The following is a 19,762-nucleotide window of genomic DNA, read 5'->3' on the forward strand; positions in this document are numbered from 1 at the left end:
CGCGACGGCATGGTCGCGGCGCTTTCAACTGTTCAACGGACATCGCCCTTGCTCACCCGTCGTTCCACTCTCGGCCTTCTTGCCGCATCGGCCATCCTGCCGCAGCGCGCGCTGGGCCATGTCGCGCCGCCGCGCAACGAGATCCGCGATAGTCTCGCCAAGCGCTTCACCGATCTCGGCACGTCCGGCACCTTCGTCGGCTACAAGGTCGAGGACTATCTGATCATCGCCAGCGACAAGGATCGTTCGGGTGAGGGCAAGCTGCCGGCCTCGACCTTCAAGATTCCCAACTCGCTGATTGCGCTGGAGACCGGCGTCGTCGCGGACCCCGACAAGGACGTCTTTGCCTGGGACGGCGTGAAGCGGTCGATCGAAGCCTGGAACAAGGATCACACGCTGCGCAGCGCGATCGCCGTCAGCGCGGTGCCGGTCTATCAGGAGATCGCCCGCCGCATCGGCCAGGAGCGCATGCAAAAATACCTTGACGAGTTCGACTACGGCAATCGCGACATCGGCGGCGGCATCGACCGGTTCTGGCTCACCGGAAATTTGCGCATCGATCCGGTCGAGCAAATCGATTTCGTCGACCGTCTGCGCCGCCGCGCGCTGCCGATCTCGAAGCGCAGCCAGGATCTCGTCGCCGACATCCTGCCGGTGACCAAGGTGGGCGACAGCATCATTCGCGCCAAGTCGGGCCTGCTCGGGGCCGAACGCGGCGAGCCGTCGCTCGGCTGGATGGTCGGCTGGGCCGAGAAGGGCGAGGCACAGACCGTGTTCGCGCTCAACATGGATTGCAAAGAGCCGCGCCACGTCGGCGAGCGCATGCCGCTGACGCAGGCCTGCTTGGCTGAGATCGGCGCGATCTGATCCGGATGACGTGATGGCCGACCGCTAAATTCTGAGGTCAGGCGTCCTTCCGGCCGATCCGCCCCAGATGGGTGAAGCCGAACCCGGCCGAATATTTCAGCCCATACCCCAGCGCCCGGTCGATGCCGATATGGGCGAGCCAGATCAAGGCGATGGACAAGGTCAGCGGTGAGGCGAGGCCGAAGCCCAGTGTCAGCAGGGACACCGGGGCCATGTAGCTGTGGGCGGCGTTGTATACCATCGCGCCGAATCTGGCGTCGGAGAGGTATGCCAGAAAGCTCAAATCCGGAACGAAGAAGAGCAGGACGAACACCAGCCACGAGCCGTCCCAGGCCGCGTAAAGCGCCACCATGCCCACGAAGAGGGTCAGCCCCTCCAGCCGCAGCAGGATATTGACGCCGCCAGTCGCAGCCCCTGTTTCGATCGCTCGGTCGTCCATCTCCGCCTCCAGGCAAAACTTTGTAATTCCTTGCGCTTTCCCGCTGTGGCAAGGCAGCCCTGCGGTGCCGAAAGCAGCTTCCCGGCCTGCAAAATGCCGTGTTAGAACCCCCCGCAAGCGTGGCTTAGTTAAGAACTGGCGGGAGCAAATGAAACACATCCTGGACGCCCTTGAAGATCGTCGTGCCGGTGCCAAGCTCGGCGGCGGGGAGAAGCGCATCGAGGCGCAGCACGCCCGCGGCAAGCTGACCGCGCGCGAGCGCATCGAGCTCCTGCTCGACAAGGGATCGTTCGAGGAGTTCGACATGTTCGTCGAGCACCGCTCCACCGAGTTCGGAATGGAGAAGAACAAGATCCCAGGCGACGGCGTCGTCACGGGGTGGGGCACCGTCAACGGCCGCAAGACCTTCGTCTTCGCCAAGGACTTTACGGTGTTCGGCGGCTCGCTGTCGGAAACGCACGCGCTGAAGATCACAAAGCTCCAGGACATGGCGATGAAGGCGCGGGCGCCCATCATCGGCCTTTATGACGCCGGCGGGGCCCGCATCCAGGAGGGCGTTGCCGCGCTCGCCGGCTATTCCTACGTGTTCCGCCGCAACGTGCTGGCCTCCGGCGTGATCCCTCAGATCTCGGTCATCATGGGCCCCTGCGCCGGCGGTGACGTCTATTCGCCTGCCATGACCGACTTCATCTTCATGGTGAAGAACACCAGCTACATGTTCGTCACCGGCCCCGATGTGGTGAAGACCGTGACCAACGAGGTCGTCACGGCGGAGGAGCTCGGCGGCGCCTCGGTGCACGCCACACGTTCCTCGATCGCCGACGGCGCCTTCGAGAACGATGTCGAGACGCTCTTGCAGATGCGTCGCCTGATCGACTTCCTGCCGTCCAACAACACCGACGGCGTGCCGGAATGGCCGAGCTTCGACGACATCGAGCGGGTCGACATGTCGCTCGACACGCTGATCCCCGACAATCCGAACAAGCCCTACGACATGAAGGAATTGATCCTGAAGGTCGTGGACGAGGGCGACTTCTTCGAGATCGCGGAAAGCTTTGCCAAGAACATCGTGACCGGCTTCGGCCGCATTGCCGGCCGCACGGTGGGGTTCGTTGCCAACCAGCCGATGGTGCTGGCCGGCGTGCTCGACAGCGACGCATCACGCAAGGCGGCGCGCTTTGTTCGTTTTTGCGATGCCTTCAACATCCCGATCGTCACCTTCGTCGACGTGCCGGGCTTCCTGCCCGGTACCGCGCAGGAATATGGCGGCCTGATCAAGCACGGCGCAAAACTGCTGTTCGCCTACTCGCAGTGCACCGTGCCGCTCGTCACCATCATCACCCGCAAGGCCTATGGCGGCGCCTTCGACGTCATGGCCTCCAAGGAGATCGGCGCCGACATGAACTACGCCTGGCCGACCGCCCAGATCGCGGTGATGGGCGCCAAGGGCGCGGTCGAGATCATCTTCCGCAGCGACATCGGCGACCCCGACAAGATCGCCGCGCGCACCAAGGAATACGAGGACCGCTTCCTGTCGCCCTTCATCGCCGCCGAGCGCGGCTACATCGACGACGTCATCATGCCGCACTCGACGCGGAAGCGGATCGCAAGGGCGCTGGCGATGCTGAAGGACAAGAAGACGGAAATGCCGGCGAAGAAGCACGACAATTTGCCGTTGTGAGGGATGAAGGCGTCGGTGGCAATCTGGCGTCGACGATCGAGCTTGTGGCGGAGCGCCAAAGGATGGTGCGCCCTGAAATTGGGTGCGTGGTCCGCAGTGCTGGCGATGAGCATATCGTGCTTCGCACAAGACACCGAGTTGACCGTTACCGTCCGAACGCCAGAAGAGACCGTTATCGAAGGTTACGCCGACGCCGACAAGACTTGTGCGCCGGTGGAGCTTCCCCGGCTCGTGCTCATGAAGTCACCAGAGCATGGGTTTGTCTGTTACCGTATCGAGGATTTCGAGGTGGCGGGCGACTCTGGAACGGATCGAGCTTGTGTCGGGCGCTGGGTTCGCGGCATAAGCGTTTTCTACTTGGCTCGACCTGGTTACGGCGGGCCCGATAGTCTCCGATACGAAGCGATCACCGATCATAGGCGGGACCGCGTGGATGTTCGCGTGAGCGTGTTGCCAAGCTCTGCAAACCATGCTCACGCACCGGCTGTGCCTTGGAATTCTTCGGGCGAGCCAGCTATGTCGATTGGCCCTATCCCTGCTTGCGTTGTGCCGGTGTCCTAGACACCTGACGCCATTGTCCCGATTTGCTCGCTCACAGATCTCATGACCGAAGACGACCCAACCGACGAAATCGCCGACATCGAAGATCGCATCGAGCGGCTAGCCGAGATTGCCGAGCGGTGCCGCAAGTACATCCTGGCGTCCAAGATTGCTATTGGTGGCGGGGCAGCGCTCCTGCTGGTGACGATCCTCGGGCTGTTCGGGTTTGGCCAGACCGCGGCGCTCGGATCGATCGCGCTGGTGCTGGGCGGGATCGTCTCGCTCGGCTCGAACGTCTCGACGTTGCGGCAGACGGACGAGGCCATCGGTGCTGCGGAGGCGCGGCGGGCGGCGTTGATCGGGCGCATCGACCTTCGCGTGGTCACCGATGTGCCGCTGAAACTGGTGTGATGCGTAGGGTGGATTAGCGAAGCGTAATCGACCAAGGTATGTGTCACCAGATGGAGACGTGGCAGATTACGCTTCGCTAATCCGCCCTACGTATGCAAGGCCTTGCGCCAGCACGACTCACGCGGCCTGCTTGACCGTCATCTCAGACAGTTCGGTGCGGCATTCGGCGGCGAAGGCTTGAAGCCGGTCGGCGGTCTGGCGGTCGAGGATGGCCTTTGCCAGCCGCTCGGCGCGGGCGATCTGTTGCTTGAGATATTCGATGCGGGTCATGTTGCACCTGTCGAATGGCGTCTTTCAGTTGGCGACGATTGTAAGCCGGGTTCTAAACCAATTGTGTGAGACACATCACGTTTCCCGTGCCTTATCCGCCGCGGCGAAATGGGCGATCTGGTCGGCGTGGGCCTTGGCGAATGCCGGCCGACCGGTCGCGCGCGAGACGTAGGCGCGGCAGGCCGGACTGTCCGTCAACCCGTCGAAGCCATCGACGACGCGCAGCACGTCCGCCATCAGGATGTCGGCTACGGAGAAAGAGCCGGCCAGCCATTCGCGGCTGCCCAGCACCGGTTCGAGACGCCTCAGCCGAAGCTTGAGGAAGTCATCCACGAATGCCCATGCCGCCGTGTCGGTCGGATGTCCCATGAACTGCGACATGCCCCAGGGCAGGCTGGCCATTTCCACCGAATTGAGTGCCGCGAATACCCACTCTGTCGTTTCGGCGCGGCCGCGCGGGCTTGTGGGCATCAGCCTATCGCTGAGCCCGCCGAGATGCAGCAGGATCGCGCCTGTCTCGAAGATCGAGAGGTCGCCGTCGGTCAGCCACGGAACCTGGCCGAACGGCTGGTGGGTGAAATGCGCGGGCCCGCGATCGTCGAAGGGGACGCTGGCGACGCGATACGGCAAGGCGGCCTCTTCGAGAGCCCAGCGCACGCGGAAGTCGCGCACGAAGCCTCGCGGCGCAGCGGGAACCCAATCGAAGGTGGTGAGGGTGAGGTCGGCCATGTGCTGTCTCCGTGTCCTGCTTCGAGGCAAAGGACGAGGGAAGGACGTCCATTCCGACACCGGCGCCGACTCTTTTTGTCACCGGTGGCGGAAGCGGCTAGGGTCGCGTCAAACAACAGGAGGAAATCCGATGCCAGCAGCCTATTTCGTCGTCCGGGCCATCGTCACCGATCCCAACAAGCGCGCCGCCTTCGACCGATGGTACGAGAGGGAACACCTGCCCGATGCGGTAAAGGCGTTCGGCGTCAGCAAGGCGTTGCGATTCTGGAGTCTCGATGATCCCTCGCTGCACCAGGCCATGTATCAGTTCGATGACGAGGCCAAGCTCGCGGCGATGCTGAGAGGGGACGCGCTGCAGAAGCTCGTCGCCGACTTCAACCGCGACTGGCCCGACGTGAAGCGCACGCGCGAGACATTGGTGCTGGCGCAGGAGTTTGCGACCTAGCGAGATCTGTAGACCTGAGCGCAAGCGCACTCCGCCGTCGTCGCATCAAGCACGAACCCCGGATTGCACTGCGCCATCGAGGCTACGAATTCTTCATGCTCATCGTTGCAAATCTGAACGCGCGATTCAGCGTCGGTTCATGCCATCACCGCGACACTCCTTCTGCATCACAAGCGATGATCCAAGAAGGAAGAAGCCATGGAGCGCCGGAACTTTTTGAAGCTTGCATTGGGACTGACGGCAGGAGCCGCGGCCTTCGCCGCGACCGCGGCGCAGGCCGCGCCGCTGTCACCGCAGCCGGTCGTCGACCCCAATCGCATGCCGCATGGCAATCCCGACGCTCAGCCTGCTGTCACCACCCGCGAGGAGGCTGCCGAGCTGAGCCCGGAGCAGGTTCACTGGCATGGCCATCACCGCCACCGGGGCTGGCACCGCCGTCATTGGCGCCGGCATCGCCGGCGCTGGCACCGCCGCCATCATTGGTGAGATCGCCACCATTCGCGAACTGGACGGGGACCGCTGCCGGCGGTCCCCGTTGTGTTTCTGTACGGGCTCCATTTCCGCAGCTGCCGAACGGCCGGCAACACCTCCGAAAAAAAACGGCCGCCGGCTTCCGCCAGCGGCCATTCTGCAACGCGAATGGAGAGATCAGACCGGACGGCAGCGCCCGGCGTACCAGCGGAAGCCGTAGGGGCACACACGCGCGCGGGGCACCACGACGACCGGCGCCGGGGCGACCACGATCGGAGCGGGGCGAACGACAACCGGGCCGCGCATCGGACGGCAGTTGCCATAGGGGCCACGATACCATCCCGGGCCGCAACCGCCGGCGGCGCTGGCCGTCTCGCTGAAACCGACGACCGCCGCGCTGGCGAGCATGACTGCGGCAAACAGGTATTTCATGGGATATTCCTTCTCGTCCTTTGGGGCAGACCTAGGGGATGGCGCTCGGGGCGCACAATCAATCAGAGAGACGACTAAACGCGCTGAATCGGGACGCGCCGACACGTCGCGATCCAAACCTGCCAATCATGACCTGAATGCGGCATGAACGTTCCGCGCATCAGGCCTCGGACGACACGTAATTGTCGCTAGCGGCCGAGAAAACCAAGCACCACCTCCTTGTACCTCTCGGGCGCCTCGAGGAAGACGAGATGACCGGTGTTCGGGATCACCTCGGCCCGCGCATTCGGCATCTTGGCCGCCAGCGCCTTCGCCAGTTCGGCGTTCTGCCCCATCTTGGCCCGCAGCGCCTCGGGCGCGAGTGGCCGGCCCGGCGCGTTGTGGTCGTCGGCTCCCATGATGAACAACGTGGGCAGCGCGATCAGCGAAATCTCGTGCGCCACCGGCTCCCGGTAGATCATCTGGCCGGAACTGACGAAGGCGCGCAGCCAGCGCGGATAGTCGGGGCTGCCCTTGATGTTGAAGCGGGCGTCGATGAACGGCGTGATCGCCTCGGCCGGCAGCTTGATCGCGTAGTTGGTCTGGAGCTGCTTGCGATAGCCCTCCGCCGTAAGCTTGTCCTCGGTCTCGATCATCTTCTCGGTCGGGGTCGGCGGCACGAAGAGGCGGTAATCTTCGAGCCCGATCGGCGCGGTCAGCACCAGATGGGCGATGCGGTCGGGATAGGCGCGTGCGATGCGCACGCCGAGCATGCCGCCGAGCGAGTGGGCGACGATCTCGGCCTTGTCGATCTTGAGATGATCGAGCAGCGCGATGGTGTTGCGTGCAAGATTGTCGAAATGCAGCTCGCCCTGCGGCTTGGAGGATTTGCCGAAGCCGATCTGGTCCGGCACCACGACACGGAAGCCGGCCTCGTTCAGCATCTTGATCACCGGCGCCCAATAGCTCGACGGGAAATTGCGCCCGTGCAGCAGCACGACGGTGCGGCCGTTCGGCTGCGCGGCGGCGACGTCCATGTAGGCCATGCTGAGCTGCTCGCCGTCGTTGACGAGCGGCAACTGGTGCACGGGGTAGGGATAGGCAAAACCCTCGAGCGCGATGCCATAGGGCTCGCGTGGGGGCGTGTCTGCGGCGTGCGCGGTGGTGAGCAGGGAAGCAAGGAGAGTGGCGGCGAGGGCGGCCGGGAGGGTGCGGATCATGGTGGCTCTCTAACGGTCACTGAATGACCGTTCGCATAGGCGCGTGGATGGCCGGGTCAAGCCCGGCCACGCCGAGAGTGGGAGTTCACACGCAAACGTGCGACGTCACGCGAATGGCGTGATCAGTCCTTTCCGTCGCCGAACAGCGCGGCAAGCTGCTTCTCGCCGGTGGGGGTGAAGTCGACGACGCGGCTGCCCGGCGTGGCGTCGGGCGCCGCCCATTTGAGATCTGCATATGCTTTACAAGGAAGCGAAGGCTTTAGTGGCGAGCCTTTAGTGGCGAGCCTTTGGTGGCAAGGCTCTGGAGCAACTCTTTAGCGGTTCGGCGCTTGTGGCGCACAATGAATCAAAAGACACGATTCGACATGTTACAATTTTGCACACATGGACACGGCGCGATCCAAACCTGTCAATCATGACCTGCACGCGGCATGAATGCAGCCCGGGCATTGTTGTGCCTGTGGCAGCTGGAGGAAGGCGTCTGGATGCATCATTCGATCTTCGGCGAGTTCTCGAAATTGCCGTCGGTATCCATCGTGTACAGATGCTTCAGGCGGCCACCTTCGCCGAGCAGGTAGTAGTGATTGCCGACGACGCCGGTCTCGTTGCGCGCGCCGCGAAAGACGATGAGTCGGCTGCTGACGCGGCTGACCACGGCGTCGAAATCGTCGCCGACCTCACGCCAGCCGGACACCGTGAACAGTTCGGTGATGCGGCCGGTACGGGCATCCAGCAGTACGGGGGCGACGCAGGTCGAGCCGCAGGGCAGCTTGACGACGTAATAGTGGCCGGCCGCGCTGACCTTGTCGTCGCCAATGGCGCGATCAAACTGCTCGCGAACGTCGCGCAAGTACTGGTTGTGGAGGCGCGGCCTTGCCGGTTTTCCGGTGAAGACCTTGGCCGGATAGTCGGCGAATTTGGGGGCGATATCCGCATGGGCCGGCAGGATGTCCCCCGCAATAAGCAGGGCAGGAAGCAGACGTAGCAGGCGGTGCATGGGGGTCTCGAAAGCGTCCTCGCCCCGATTGGTCGCCCGGCGGGGCGAATGGTTCAAGAGTTGCGAGGGCTAGCCAGCATCATTCCCGAACAGCGCGGCGAACTGCTTCTCGCCGGTACGGGTGAAATGCACCACGCGGCTGCCGGGCGTGGCATCGCGCGCGGCCCATTTCAGCTCGGCGAAGCGCTGCATCAACGCCGCGCCCAGCGTGCCGGCGAGATGGTGACGCCGCTCGCTCCAGTCCAGGCAGGCCTTGCACACCGGCCGGCGCGGATGCGTGAGCATTGCGGGCGAGATCTGCAGATGCTTGGCGAGGAAGCGCTCGCCCTCGGTCGTCAGCGCGATGTCCTGCTTCTTCTGCCTGATCAAATTTCGTTCGCGGAAGGAGTCCAGCATCTGCACGCCGAGATCGCCGGCGAGGTGGTCGTAGCAGATCCGCGCACGCCGTAGCGCCGGATCCTTCGGTCCGGTGCGGACGCGCATGTGGCCGGTTCGCGCGGCGAGGCCCGCGAGGCCCTCGAGCACGCCGGCGACGTCGTCGTCGGTCAGGCGGTAATAGCGGTGGCGGCCCTGCTTTTCCGGCTCGATCAGGCCGCCGGCCTCCAGCTTCGACAGATGCGAGCTCGCGGTCTGCGGTGTGATGCCTGCTTCTTGCGCCAGCTCGCTCGCCGTGAGCGCACGGCCGTTCATCAGCGCGGTGAGCATGTTGGCGCGCGCGGGGTCGCCGACGAGAGAGGCGATCATGGCAATGTCAGGACCTGCTTTCATGCTTCGATGGTAACCGAAGCATTGTCGCCGGGCAAGCGCGTAGCGTGTTCTCACACCGTCGTCGCGAACGAACGGCGCAGCGAGGCTCGGCCGGGCCTGCATCCTTCGAGACGTTTGCTTCGCAAGCTCCTCAGGATGAGGAGCTCACGGTTGTTCGCGCAATCTCGAGAACAGGAAAAGTTCAGATGTCCGTCACCGTCTTCATCCGCTACCAGCTCGATCCCTTCAAGCGCCCGCAATTCGAGGAATATGCGAAGCGCTGGCTCACCATTATCCCGAGATGTGGCGGCGATCTGGTCGGCTACTTCATGCCGCATGAGGGCACCAACAACATCGCTTCCGCCCTGATTTCGTTCGAGAGCCTGGCGGCGTACGAGTCCTACCGCAAGCGGCTGCGCGCAGATCTCGACGGCACCGCGAATTTCAACTACGCGGAGGCGGAGAAATTCATCCTCGCGGAAGAGCGCACCTTCCTGCGCAAGGTGGTATTGTAGGTCAGCAACGCGAGGAGACGCCCATGATCGCCGTGATCTTCGAAGTCTGGCCCAAGCCGGAACACCGCCAGGACTATTTCGAGCTCGCCGCCGATCTGAAGCCGCTGCTGCAAACCATCGACGGTTTCATTTCGGTCGAGCGCTTCGAGAGCCTGACCGAGAAGGGCAAGATCCTGTCGGTGTCGTTCTGGCGGGATGAGGCAGCAGTCGCGGCCTGGCGCAACACGATGGAGCATCGCCGCACCCAGGCCAAAGGCCGCGCAAAGATCTTCGCCGATTATCACCTGCGCATCGCCAGCGTGATCCGGGACTACAGCATGAGCGACCGCGAGCAGGCTCCGAAGGACAGCCGCGCGGTGCATGACGCGCACTAGCGGACCCGAAAGCAGGCGCCTATGTCTGCGCGACCAACAAGGGAGAGAAACATGCACGTGACGACCGCCGACAAGCGCGCGACGTTCAGGAAAATGCACGAGAGCGGCTGCTTTATCCTGCCCAATCCGGTCGATGTCGGCAGCGCAAAAGGCCTGCAGCATCTCGGTTTCAAGGCGATCGCATCCTCGAGCGCGGGCTTCGCCTGGACCATCGGCAAGGCCGACAATCACGTCACCGTCGAGGATGTCTGTCAGCATCTGGCAGCATTGAGCTCATCCGTCGACATCCCCGTGAATGCGGATTTCGAGGGCGGCTTTGCGGTCGAGCCGGAGAGGGTCGCGGACAACGTCGAGCGCTGTGTGCGCACCGGTGTCGCAGGCCTCTCGATCGAGGACTCCACCGGCGACAAGGACAAGCCGCTCTACGACCGTGCGCTCGCGGTCGAGCGCATCACGGCCTCGCGCAAGGCGATCGGGGACAGCGGCACGCTGCTGGTCGGCCGCTGCGAGGCGTATTTGTGGGGCGTGACCGACCTCAAGCTCGTCATCGACCGCCTGACCGCCTATGCCGATGCCGGCGCCGACTGTCTCTATGCGCCGGGACTGAAGAGCCGCGAGGACATCAGCGCGGTGGTGAAGGCGGTTCATCCAAAGCCCTTCAACCTCTTGATCGGCGCAAGCGGCCTGTCGCTGCAGGAAGCCGAGGACCTCGGCGTGCGACGGATCAGCGTCGGTGGCTCGCTGGCCCGCGCCGCCTGGGGCGGCTTCATGCGCGCCGCGAAAGAGATGGCGGAGAAAGGGACGTTCGCAGAGCTCAGCAAAGGCTATCCCGGCGGCGAGCTCAACAAGATGTTCAGTTAGCAGGACAAGGAAAAGCGGCGGGACCTTGTGTATCCCGCCGCTCTCTTAGTCCTACGTGGTTCGCTCTTACTTCGCGCCCTCTGACGGTGCCGGCGTAACCGGAGCCGGCCTGCTCGGCGCCGCGCCGGTGGTCATGCCCGGCTCGGTGTTGCTGCGCGGGGTCACGTCACGCATGCCGGAAGGTGCGGCCGGGTTGGCCGGAGCCGTCTGCGCCGTCTGCGAGGCCGACGGGTTGCTGGCCTCGTTCGTCGTGCTGCTATTGTTCAAGCCATAGAACACGGCGCCCAGCACCAGGGCGATTGCCACCGCAAACATCGCGACCTTGCCGCTTGAGGCAGGGCCTTCGCTGAGCTGGGGATCGGCCTGAAGGTCAGCATCCCGGCGCGCCGTGCGAGAATACTCATCGTCGGCGAGGTTCGGGCGGTACGGATCGTTGGGAAAACGGTCGTCAGCCATCGATTGGATCTCCTCGGTTATGACGCCAAGACAACCCTCAGATGTGAGATTCCGTTCCGCGCCTGTTATGCTTTCGTCGCATGTTGCTCTGGTGTCGGGAATCGGGAACCTGTTGGCTTGGGAGCTGAACCGCGGGTTCCATGCTGCGACAGGGGAACGAAGCCGATGTGGAGTCTGCCGCCGACCGATAGCGTGCTGCACTTTCTGGCTCTGGTCGCCTTGACCGCGGAGGGCATGACGGCGGCACTGGCCGCAGGGCGGCGCAGCATGGATTATGTCGGCGTTTGTCTTCTCGCCTGCATTACCGCGCTCGGCGGCGGCACGCTGCGCGATCTGTTTCTCGGTCACTATCCGCTGATATGGGTGGCCAACCCGATCTACCTCGCACTGCCGGGCGGGGCAGCGTTGCTGACGATCCTGATCGCGCGCCTCGTGCATCGGCTGCACCTCGCCTTCATCGTGCTCGATGCGATCGGCCTCGTCGTTTTCACCATGATCGGCTGCAATGTCGGCTGGCAGATGGATGCCTCGCTGCCGATCGTGATCGTCTCGGGCATGGTGACCGGCTGCGCCGGCGGCGTGTTGCGCGACGTGCTCTGCAACGACGTACCGCTGCTGTTCCGATCCGAGCTCTATGCCAGCGTCTCGGTGGTGACGGGCCTGTTCTATGCGACCGCGTTCGGCTTCAATCTCAATGCCGAGCTCTGGACGATCTTGACCTTCGTGCTCGGCCTCAGCTTCCGCCTGCTCGCGGTGTACTACAAATGGGAGATGCCGAAATTCGTGTTCGCGGGGGATGAAGAGAAGGAGCGGTGAACGCCGTCGCTATTCCCCATTCGCCTCTCGCTTCCTTGCCTTCGCCACCTGGGCCGGCGTCACCAGCAGGCCCGCATTGCCCCAGGAATTGCGGATGTAGTTCGTCACCGCCGCGATCTCCTGGTCGGACAGTTGTTTGGCGTATCCCGGCATCTCGCCTGTGTTGGGCGCGCGCGGCGTTGTCACGGTGTGGGCGCCGTCGAGGATGATGCGCAAGGTGGAGGAGGGGTTGTTGGATTGCAGCAGCGCATTGCCCGGCAGCGGCGGATAGATGCGCGGGGCTCCCGTGCCGTCGGCCTCATGGCAGGCGATGCAGAGTTTTGCGTAGACCGCATGGCCGGCCTTCATCTCGGCATCGCCAGGCGGCGTCACGATCGTCTCGCGTCGCATCGACGGCAGGCTCTTCAAGTAAATGGCGATCGCGCGCACATCGGCATCGCTCATCTTCGAGGTCGAGTTGACGACGACCTCCGCCATCGGCCCTCCGGCATGGCTCTTGGCGTTGCGCCCGCTTTGCAGATACTCCGTGATGTCAGCCTCGCTCCACGATTTCAGCCCGGTGCGCACGGCGCCGTCGAGGCGCGGGGCAAACCAGCCTCCGACCTCGTTGCCGGAGAGCGCCTGCGCATCCTTGTCGGCGCCGAAATAGTTTTTCGGGGTATGGCAGGCGCCGCAATGGCCGAGCCCCGTGACGAGATAGCCGCCTCGGTTCCAGGCCGTGCTCTTGCTCTGGTCCGGCTCGAACAGGCCGGGCTTGAAATACATGGCGTTCCAGAGCCGCATCAGGCCGCGATAGCCGAACGGCCAGCGCAGCTCCGGCGGCTTGTTGCGGTTCATCACAGGCGCGAGCGTGCCGAGATAGGCGCGGATTGCCAGCGTGTCGTCCTTCGTCATGCGCGTGAAGTAGGGATAGGGGAACGCCGGGTAATAGTTCGAGCCGTCCGGCGCGATGCCATAGCGCAAGGCGCGGGTGAAATCGGCATCCGTCCATGCACCGATCCCTGTGTCTCGGTCCGGCGTCAGGTTTGGCGCATAGATCGCACCGAAGGGCGTGTCGATGCGCTTGCCGCCCGCGAACGGTTTGGCCGGATCGGCGGTGTGGCAGCCCGCGCAGTCGCCGGTCTCGACCAGCGCCTTGCCAGTGGCGATCAGCTCGGGCGAGGGTCCGGCCGCCGTTGCAGCCGCACTGCACAACGCGAGGCCGGCGAGCGCCAGGCCAGCCAGAATCGTCCGCATCAAAGCCACTCCTGCGACCAATCGCCCGCATCCCGCACGAGGCAGCATCGATTCATTTCGCGATGCCGGGGGTATGGTGACACAAATTGAAAACGCCCAGCGTATTTCAGGCCACTAAATTGCGATTTTGTCCCGGCGGGCTCCCTGGTCCAGATTTGTGATGCAGTCCATGAAATATCCGACATAGAGTGGCGGCGGTGGTCGGCGCGCCCTAGCTAAAAACAACGGGAAGGCAACGGCTTAAGTCAGCACGTCCGGAACAGGGCGGCAAAAGAGGACAGCATGGGCATCAACCAGGGTCCGATCAGTCTCGATCAAAAATATACCCAGGAAACCGGACACGTCTTCACCACGGGCATCCAGGCCCTGGTCCGCCTGCCGATGGCCCAGATCCGGCGCGACCGCGCCAACGGCCTCAATACCGCGGGCTTCATCTCCGGTTATCGCGGCTCGCCGCTCGGCGGCTACGACCAGCAGCTGTTCGCGGCCCGCAAGCACCTCGAGCAGTACAACATCAAGTTCCAGCCCGGCGTGAACGAGGACCTCGCGGCCACCGCGGTCTGGGGCTCGCAGCAGCTCAACCTCTCGCCCGGTGCCAAATACGACGGCGTGGTCGGCATCTGGTACGGCAAGGGCCCCGGCGTCGACCGCTGCGGCGACGTGTTCCGCCACGGCAATGCCGCGGGCTCCGCCAAGAACGGCGGCGTGCTCTGCCTTGCCGGCGACGACCACGGCGCAAAGTCCTCGACCGTCCCGCATCAGTCCGACCATGCTTTCATGTCGGCCTTGATGCCGTATCTCTACCCCTCGAGCATCCACGAGATGATCGAGATGGGCCTGCTCGGCATCGCGATGTCGCGCTATTCGGGCTGCTGGGTCGGCATGAAGGTGATCACGGAGACGGTGGAGACCACCGCCGAAATCGATCTCACCGACGAGATGAAGCCCTTCATCATCCCGACCGATTTCGAGCTGCCGCCCGGAGGCCTCAATCTGCGCTGGCCCGACGACCGCTTCGAGCAGGACCGACGCCTGCAGGACTACAAGGGCTTTGCCGCGATTGCCTTCGCCCGCGCCAACAAGGTCAACCGCGTCACCATGGATTCGCCGAACGCCCGCTTCGGCATCATGGCGTCCGGCAAGAGCTATGAGGACGTGCGGCAGGCGCTGCGCGAGCTCGGCATCACCGAGCAGGTCGCCGCGAAAATCGGCCTTCGTCTCTACAAGATCGGCATGCCCTGGCCGCTGGAGCCGGAAGGCGTGCATGAGTTCGCCGTCGGCCTCGAGGAGATCTTCATCGTCGAGGAGCGGCGCGAGATCGTCGAGAACCAGGTCAAGCAGGTGCTGTTCAACTGGCGCGACGACGTACGCCCGCGCATCGTCGGCAAGATGGACGAGCACGACAAGCGCTTTTTGACCTTCGCCGCCGAGCTCAGCGTCGCCTCGCTCGCGACCTCGCTGACCGAGCGCCTGCTTCGACTCAACCTCAACCCCGAGATCGCGGAGATGCTCCGCGCCAAGGCCGACTGGTTCAACGGCCGCCAGGCGTCGCAGATGATCCCGACGGCGCCGGTCTCCCGCACCCCGTATTTCTGCTCCGGCTGTCCCCACAACACCTCGACCAAGGTTCCAGAAGGCAGCCGCGCGCTGGCCGGCATCGGCTGCCACTTCATGGCTCTGTGGATGGACCGCTCGACCGAGACCTTCACCCATATGGGCGGCGAGGGCGTGCCCTGGGTCGGCATCGCGCCGTTCACCAACGAGAACCACATCTTCGCCAATCTCGGCGACGGCACTTACTTTCACTCCGGCATTCTTGCCATCCGCCAGGCGGTCGCCTCCAAGGCCAACATCACCTACAAGATCCTCTACAACGACGCGGTGGCCATGACCGGCGGCCAGCGCCATGACGGCGACCTGTCGCCGCAGCAGATCACGCATCAGCTCCACGCCGAAGGCATCCGCGAGATCTACCTGGTCTCGGAGGCGCCCGACACCTATCCGGCGGACACCATCGCGCCCGGCGTCAAGCTGTACCATCGCGACGAGCTGCAAAACGTCATGAAGATGTGCCGGGAGTTCAAGGGCACCTCGGCGATCGTGTTCGTGCAGACCTGCGCCGCCGAGAAGCGCCGCCGCCGCAAGCGCGGCCTGATGGAGGATCCGGCGCGCCGCGTCATGATCAACCCCGCCGTTTGCGAGGGCTGCGGCGACTGCTCGGTGCAGTCGAACTGCATCTCGGTCGAGCCGCTGGAGACCGAGTTCGGCCGCAAGCGCGCCATCAACCAGTCGTCCTGCAACAAGGACTATTCCTGCCTGAAGGGCTTCTGCCCGTCCTTCGTCACCGTCGACGGCGGCAAGCCGCGTCACCGTGCGCCGGCCGAGCTCAGCGAGATCGGCGAGCTGCCCGAGCCGGCCTCGCGACCGACTCTCGACAAGCCCTACAACATCGCGGTCGGCGGCGTCGGCGGCACCGGCGTGCTCACGATCGGCGCGCTGCTCGGCATGGCCGCCCATATCGAGGGCAAGGCCTCGATGATCCTCGACATGTCGGGCCTTGCGCAGAAGGGCGGGGCGGTGCTCAGCCACGTTCGCCTGTCGGATCATCCGGCGGAGGTGACCTGCTCGCGCATCGTCACCGGCACGGCCGATCTCGTGCTCGCCGCCGACGAGGTGGTTGCGGTCGCCAAGGACACCATCTCGCTCTGCGACACCAGCCGCACCCGCGGCATCATCAACAGCCACGTCATTCCCACCGCCGACTTCGTCCTCAACCGCGACTTCAACTTCCAGACCCGCAAGCTCAACGCGGTGCTGGAGACGGCGCTGCACAAGGACTCGGTGTTCTTCGACTTCACCAGGCCGGCCGAGCAGCTGCTCGGTGATGCCATCGCCACCAATATGATGATGATGGGCTATGCCTATCAGAAGGGCCTGTTTCCGCTGTCGGCGGCAGCGATCGAACAGGCGATTGAGATCAACGGCGTCTCGATCAAGATGAACAAGGAAGCCTTCCGCCTCGGCCGCCTCGCGGTCGCGGACCCTGCGCGCCTTGCCGGCATGCTGAAGGGTACGGATGAGGTCGTCCCGCCCAAGGCCCTGGACGCAATGACGCTCGACGAGGTGATCGAGCATCGCGTCAAGCACCTGACCGCCTACCAGAATGGCCGGTTGGCAAGACGTTATCGCAAGCTGGTCGATCAGGTCCGCGAAGCCGCGGCGAAGGGCGGCTATGGCGATGCGCTGCCGCGCGCGGTCGCGGTGAACTATGCCAAGCTGCTCGCCTACAAGGACGAGTACGAAGTCGCGCGCCTCTACACTGACGGCGCCTTCGAGCAGCAGCTCCGCGACCAGTTCGAGGGCGACTTCAAGTTCAGCTTCAACCTGGCTCCGCCCATCCTGGCGTCCGGCGTCGATGCGCTGGGACGTCCCAAAAAGCGCGCCTTCGGTCCGTGGATGCTCAGCGTCTTCCGCATGCTGGCAAAGTTCAAGTTCCTGCGCGGCACGCCGTTCGACATCTTCGGCCGCAGCGCCGACCGCAAGCTCGAACGCGACCTCATCGCCGGCTACGAGAAGGACGTCGCCACCGTGCTCGGCCTGTTGTCGCCGGTCACGGTCGACACCGCGGTCGAGCTGCTCTCGCTGCCCGACCGCATCCGCGGCTACGGCCCGGTGAAGGAGAAGGCCGTCGCCGACGCCAAGGCCCGCTACGCCCAGCTCGCCGCGGACTTGGCCAATCCGCCCCCCGCACCCAGGCAGATCGCAGCGGAGTAGGCGCTCCCGTAGGGTGGGCAAAGGCGCAAAGCGCCGTGCCCACCACCTGCCATTGACTACGAAGAAGACGTGGGCACGCTTTCGCTTTGCCCACCCTACAGCACTATCCCTTGCGCCGCCCGTCGGGCAAAACACCCATTGTATCGGTCAATCCGTGCGCACGAAAACATTCCGCTTTACCGAAATTCTGATTTGTCGTATCCATCCGCCACCTCATCCCTCTCAAAGGGGCGTATCGCGATCGTCACGAAACGCGGGGTGAGCGGCGGTGGGCGCGGGCGGCGTCGCGCGGGCGATTGCCTCGTGCACGACGGGCGCGGTCTCGCGTACGGCAAAATCGTGTGGTCCTGACGCCCGGGGTCTGAGCGTCAAGTCTTGCGGGTCACTCGCGAGGCGACGGGGGCAATAGTGCATCGCTCCCCGGGGAGAGCGCGACATAAGCCGTCAAACCACTGCGCAGGGAAGGCCGGATGTTTGGCCGCACCTGTATGCCGCTGTGCACCTGTCTTCGCGCAATTCGCGCACAGCGGACCGTGGGTGCCCAGCCGGCACCCGGTCTTCCCTGCGCCCTCTGTTTTCCGAGGGAGCAAGACGGGAGCAAAACTCGGGCGAGATGCGCCGCGAGGATGCGAGCGTGTGTCTGCGATTCAGTTGCGAGAGGAAAAAGCGGCGTCGTTCTCCGCGAATTCCGTCATTGCGAGCGCAGCGAAGCAATCCAGGATCCTTCCGCGGAAGGACTCTGGATTGCTTCGTCGCAAGGGCTCCTCGCAATGACGACGCGGCGGGCAGGGGCGCTTCCTGTCTACGGCCTGGCTTTGGACGGGCTCCTTCGCCACCCGCCGCCATCTCGCCGGGCGGAATATTTCCTCGCTTGCCAATCCGCCCCCCGCGGTTCAGAAAAACGACGCCACGAGACACGCGAGCGGAGACCTGAAGTTTGACCATCAAGGGCAAGGCCTACATTGCCGGGATCTACGAACACCCGACCCGGCACGCGCCGGACAAATCCACCGCCCAGCTTCATGCCGAGGTCGCCAAGGGCGCGATTGAGGATGCCGGGATCAGCAAGGACGATGTCGACGGCTATTTCTGCGCGGGCGATGCGCCCGGCGGGGCCTGGCCGATGGTCGATTATCTCGGCCTGAACACCAAGAAGCTTCGCCATGTCGATTCCACGGAGACCGGCGGCTGTTCCTACATCATCCATCTCGGCCATGCCGCCGAGGCGATCGCGGCGGGCAAGTGCTCGATCGCGCTCGTCACGCTGGCCGGCAAGCCGCGCACCGGCGCGATGCCGCCGCGCGCCGCCGGCGCCGAGGCCGACTTCGAGACGGCTTACGGCGCGACCACGCACAATGCCTATGGCATGTGTGCCATGCGCCATATGCACGACTACGGCACCACCTCCGAGCAGCTCGCCTGGATCAAGGTCGCGGCCTCGCACCACGCGCAGTACAATCCGCATGCGATGCTCAAGGACGTCGTCACCGTCGAGGACGTGCTGAACTCGCCGATGATCTCCGATCCCCTGCATCGCATGGATTGCTGCGTCGTCTCCGACGGCGGCGGCGCGATGATCGTGACGACGCCCGAGATCGCCAAGAGCCTGAAGAAGCCGCTGGTGCGCCTCATCGGCCATGGCGAGGCGATGAAAGGCCCGCGCGGCGGCAAGGATCTCGACCTCACTTACTCCGCCGGAATCTGGTCCGGCCCGCGCGCGTTCGAGGAAGCCGGCATCACGCCGAAGGACATCAAATACGCCTCGATCTATGACAGCTTCACCATCACGGTGCTGATGCAGCTCGAAGACCTCGGCTTTTGCAAGAAGGGCGAGGGCGGCAAGTTCGTCGCAGACGGCAATCTGATCTCGGGCGTCGGCAAGTTGCCCTTCAACACCGACGGCGGCGGCCTCTGCAGCAACCATCCCGTCAACCGCGGCGGCATGACCAAGATTCTCGAGGCCGTGCGCCAGCTGCGCGGCGAGGCGCATCCGAAGGTACAGGTCAAGAACTGCGATCTCGCCATCGCCCACGGCACTGGCGGCCTTCTGGGTGTACGCCACGCCGCCTCGACCGCCATTCTGGAGCGCGTGTGATGAGCGACACGAAGAAATATCCGGCCCCCGTGACGAACCCCGAGACCGCAGCGTTCTGGGACGCGGCGAAAGAGGGCAAGTTCATGATCAAGCGCTGCACCGCCTGCGGCGAAGCGCATTACTTCCCGCGCTCGATCTGCCCGTTCTGCTACTCCGACAAGACGGTGTGGGAAGAAGCCTCGGGCGAAGGCACCATCTACACCTGGAGCCTGATGCGGAAGTCGCCGACCGGCCCCTACGCCATCGGCTACGTCACGCTGAAGGAGGGCCCGTCGGTGCAGACCAATTTCGTCGACTGCGATCTCGAGAAACTGAAGATCGGTCAGAAGGTGAAGGTGGTGTTCAAGCCGACCGATGGCGCCCCGCTGCCGTTTTTCACCGTGGCTTGATTGCCTTCTTCCTTCTCC

General features: G+C 64.3%; 21 protein-coding genes and 1 pseudogene. 12 read left to right on the forward strand and 10 right to left on the reverse strand.

Features of this window, described 5'->3' with window-relative positions; all coding sequences use genetic code 11:
- Positions 1-9: 9 nt before the first annotated feature.
- Positions 10-867 (forward strand): class D beta-lactamase, encoded by an 858-nt coding sequence (blaOXA, locus tag AC3WLX_RS22420; protein WP_492337608.1) that lies wholly within the window; start codon positions 10-12, stop codon positions 865-867.
- Positions 868-904: 37 nt separating this feature from the next.
- Here the strand turns inward: blaOXA and AC3WLX_RS22425 are convergent, their stop codons facing one another.
- Positions 905-1,306, reverse strand: coding sequence for a DUF4260 domain-containing protein (locus tag AC3WLX_RS22425; RefSeq protein WP_492337609.1), 402 nt, complete (start codon positions 1,304-1,306; stop codon positions 905-907).
- 148 nt (positions 1,307-1,454) lie between these two features.
- On the opposite strand from AC3WLX_RS22425, the gene AC3WLX_RS22430 reads away from it, so the two are divergent.
- Together AC3WLX_RS22430 and AC3WLX_RS22435 are read left to right on the forward strand one after the other, a co-directional pair.
- On the forward strand, positions 1,455-2,987 hold the full coding sequence (locus AC3WLX_RS22430; protein WP_492337610.1) for an acyl-CoA carboxylase subunit beta: 1,533 nt from the start codon (positions 1,455-1,457) through the stop codon (positions 2,985-2,987).
- A gap of 603 nt (positions 2,988-3,590) precedes the next feature.
- A complete protein-coding gene (locus tag AC3WLX_RS22435; RefSeq protein ID WP_492337611.1) occupies positions 3,591-3,938 on the forward strand; it encodes a hypothetical protein in 348 nt (115 codons plus the stop codon).
- A 117-nt stretch (positions 3,939-4,055) separates the two neighbouring features.
- Here the strand turns inward: AC3WLX_RS22435 and AC3WLX_RS22440 are convergent, their stop codons facing one another.
- On the reverse strand, positions 4,056-4,208 hold the full coding sequence (locus AC3WLX_RS22440) for a hypothetical protein (RefSeq protein ID WP_291629215.1): 153 nt from the start codon (positions 4,206-4,208) through the stop codon (positions 4,056-4,058).
- A 75-nt stretch (positions 4,209-4,283) separates the two neighbouring features.
- Positions 4,284-4,937 carry a glutathione S-transferase family protein gene (locus tag AC3WLX_RS22445; protein ID WP_492337612.1) on the reverse strand — a complete coding sequence of 218 codons (654 nt, stop codon included), beginning with the start codon at positions 4,935-4,937 and terminating at the stop codon, positions 4,284-4,286.
- 130 nt (positions 4,938-5,067) lie between these two features.
- Here AC3WLX_RS22445 and AC3WLX_RS22450 point away from each other — a divergent pair, with 130 nt between their 5' ends.
- Together AC3WLX_RS22450 and AC3WLX_RS22455 are read left to right on the forward strand one after the other, a co-directional pair.
- A complete protein-coding gene (locus AC3WLX_RS22450; protein ID WP_492337613.1) occupies positions 5,068-5,382 on the forward strand; it encodes a hypothetical protein in 315 nt (104 codons plus the stop codon).
- A 198-nt stretch (positions 5,383-5,580) separates the two neighbouring features.
- Complete coding sequence (locus tag AC3WLX_RS22455) at positions 5,581-5,868, forward strand: twin-arginine translocation signal domain-containing protein (RefSeq protein ID WP_291629220.1); 288 nt, start codon at positions 5,581-5,583, stop codon at positions 5,866-5,868.
- Between the two features lie 162 nt (positions 5,869-6,030).
- On the opposite strand, the gene AC3WLX_RS22460 is transcribed toward AC3WLX_RS22455, so the two are convergent.
- The 5 genes and pseudogenes from AC3WLX_RS22460 to AC3WLX_RS22480 all read right to left on the reverse strand — a co-directional run bounded on the left by AC3WLX_RS22460 (position 6,031) and on the right by AC3WLX_RS22480 (position 9,249).
- A complete protein-coding gene (locus tag AC3WLX_RS22460; RefSeq protein ID WP_291629222.1) occupies positions 6,031-6,285 on the reverse strand; it encodes a GCG_CRPN prefix-to-repeats domain-containing protein in 255 nt (84 codons plus the stop codon).
- Between the two features lie 188 nt (positions 6,286-6,473).
- The gene (locus AC3WLX_RS22465; RefSeq protein ID WP_492337614.1) at positions 6,474-7,484 is read right to left on the reverse strand and encodes an alpha/beta fold hydrolase; all 1,011 of its coding nucleotides are present in this window, start codon (positions 7,482-7,484) and stop codon (positions 6,474-6,476) included.
- Positions 7,485-7,606: 122 nt separating this feature from the next.
- Positions 7,607-7,720 (reverse strand): annotated as a pseudogene (locus AC3WLX_RS22470) (transcriptional regulator); the annotation flags it as partial.
- A gap of 254 nt (positions 7,721-7,974) precedes the next feature.
- Positions 7,975-8,481: a hypothetical protein gene (locus AC3WLX_RS22475; RefSeq protein WP_492337615.1), complete on the reverse strand. Its 507-nt coding sequence runs from the start codon at positions 8,479-8,481 to the stop codon at positions 7,975-7,977.
- 69 nt (positions 8,482-8,550) lie between these two features.
- Positions 8,551-9,249, reverse strand: coding sequence for an ArsR/SmtB family transcription factor (locus AC3WLX_RS22480; protein WP_492337616.1), 699 nt, complete (start codon positions 9,247-9,249; stop codon positions 8,551-8,553).
- Between the two features lie 185 nt (positions 9,250-9,434).
- On the opposite strand from AC3WLX_RS22480, the gene AC3WLX_RS22485 reads away from it, so the two are divergent.
- The 3 genes from AC3WLX_RS22485 to AC3WLX_RS22495 are packed head-to-tail and all read left to right on the forward strand — an operon-like array spanning position 9,435 to position 10,978.
- On the forward strand, positions 9,435-9,743 hold the full coding sequence (locus AC3WLX_RS22485) for an NIPSNAP family protein (RefSeq protein WP_492337617.1): 309 nt from the start codon (positions 9,435-9,437) through the stop codon (positions 9,741-9,743).
- Between the two features lie 23 nt (positions 9,744-9,766).
- Entirely contained in the window at positions 9,767-10,117 is a 351-nt protein-coding gene (locus AC3WLX_RS22490) for an antibiotic biosynthesis monooxygenase family protein (RefSeq protein ID WP_492337618.1), read from the forward strand.
- A gap of 51 nt (positions 10,118-10,168) precedes the next feature.
- Positions 10,169-10,978 carry an isocitrate lyase/PEP mutase family protein gene (locus tag AC3WLX_RS22495; RefSeq protein ID WP_492337619.1) on the forward strand — a complete coding sequence of 270 codons (810 nt, stop codon included), beginning with the start codon at positions 10,169-10,171 and terminating at the stop codon, positions 10,976-10,978.
- A 66-nt stretch (positions 10,979-11,044) separates the two neighbouring features.
- Here AC3WLX_RS22495 and AC3WLX_RS22500 read toward each other — a convergent pair whose 3' ends face one another.
- Positions 11,045-11,434 (reverse strand): hypothetical protein, encoded by a 390-nt coding sequence (locus AC3WLX_RS22500; RefSeq protein WP_291625603.1) that lies wholly within the window; start codon positions 11,432-11,434, stop codon positions 11,045-11,047.
- Between the two features lie 165 nt (positions 11,435-11,599).
- On the opposite strand from AC3WLX_RS22500, the gene AC3WLX_RS22505 reads away from it, so the two are divergent.
- Complete coding sequence (locus AC3WLX_RS22505; RefSeq protein ID WP_291625600.1) at positions 11,600-12,250, forward strand: trimeric intracellular cation channel family protein; 651 nt, start codon at positions 11,600-11,602, stop codon at positions 12,248-12,250.
- Positions 12,251-12,259: 9 nt separating this feature from the next.
- Here the strand turns inward: AC3WLX_RS22505 and AC3WLX_RS22510 are convergent, their stop codons facing one another.
- Positions 12,260-13,486, reverse strand: a complete 1,227-nt coding sequence (locus tag AC3WLX_RS22510; RefSeq protein ID WP_492337620.1) for a cytochrome c — start codon at positions 13,484-13,486, stop codon at positions 12,260-12,262.
- 282 nt (positions 13,487-13,768) lie between these two features.
- Here AC3WLX_RS22510 and AC3WLX_RS22515 point away from each other — a divergent pair, with 282 nt between their 5' ends.
- From AC3WLX_RS22515 to AC3WLX_RS22525, 3 genes are all read left to right on the forward strand, one after another.
- Positions 13,769-17,260 (forward strand): indolepyruvate ferredoxin oxidoreductase family protein, encoded by a 3,492-nt coding sequence (locus AC3WLX_RS22515; protein WP_492337621.1) that lies wholly within the window; start codon positions 13,769-13,771, stop codon positions 17,258-17,260.
- A 937-nt stretch (positions 17,261-18,197) separates the two neighbouring features.
- Positions 18,198-19,355: a thiolase family protein gene (locus tag AC3WLX_RS22520; protein ID WP_492337622.1), complete on the forward strand. Its 1,158-nt coding sequence runs from the start codon at positions 18,198-18,200 to the stop codon at positions 19,353-19,355.
- A complete protein-coding gene (locus tag AC3WLX_RS22525) occupies positions 19,355-19,744 on the forward strand; it encodes a Zn-ribbon domain-containing OB-fold protein (RefSeq protein ID WP_492337623.1) in 390 nt (129 codons plus the stop codon). Before AC3WLX_RS22520 ends, AC3WLX_RS22525 begins: the two co-directional genes overlap by 1 nt.
- Positions 19,745-19,762: the final 18 nt, after the last annotated feature.

The organism is Bradyrhizobium sp. FW305-F6, from assembly GCF_058782905.1.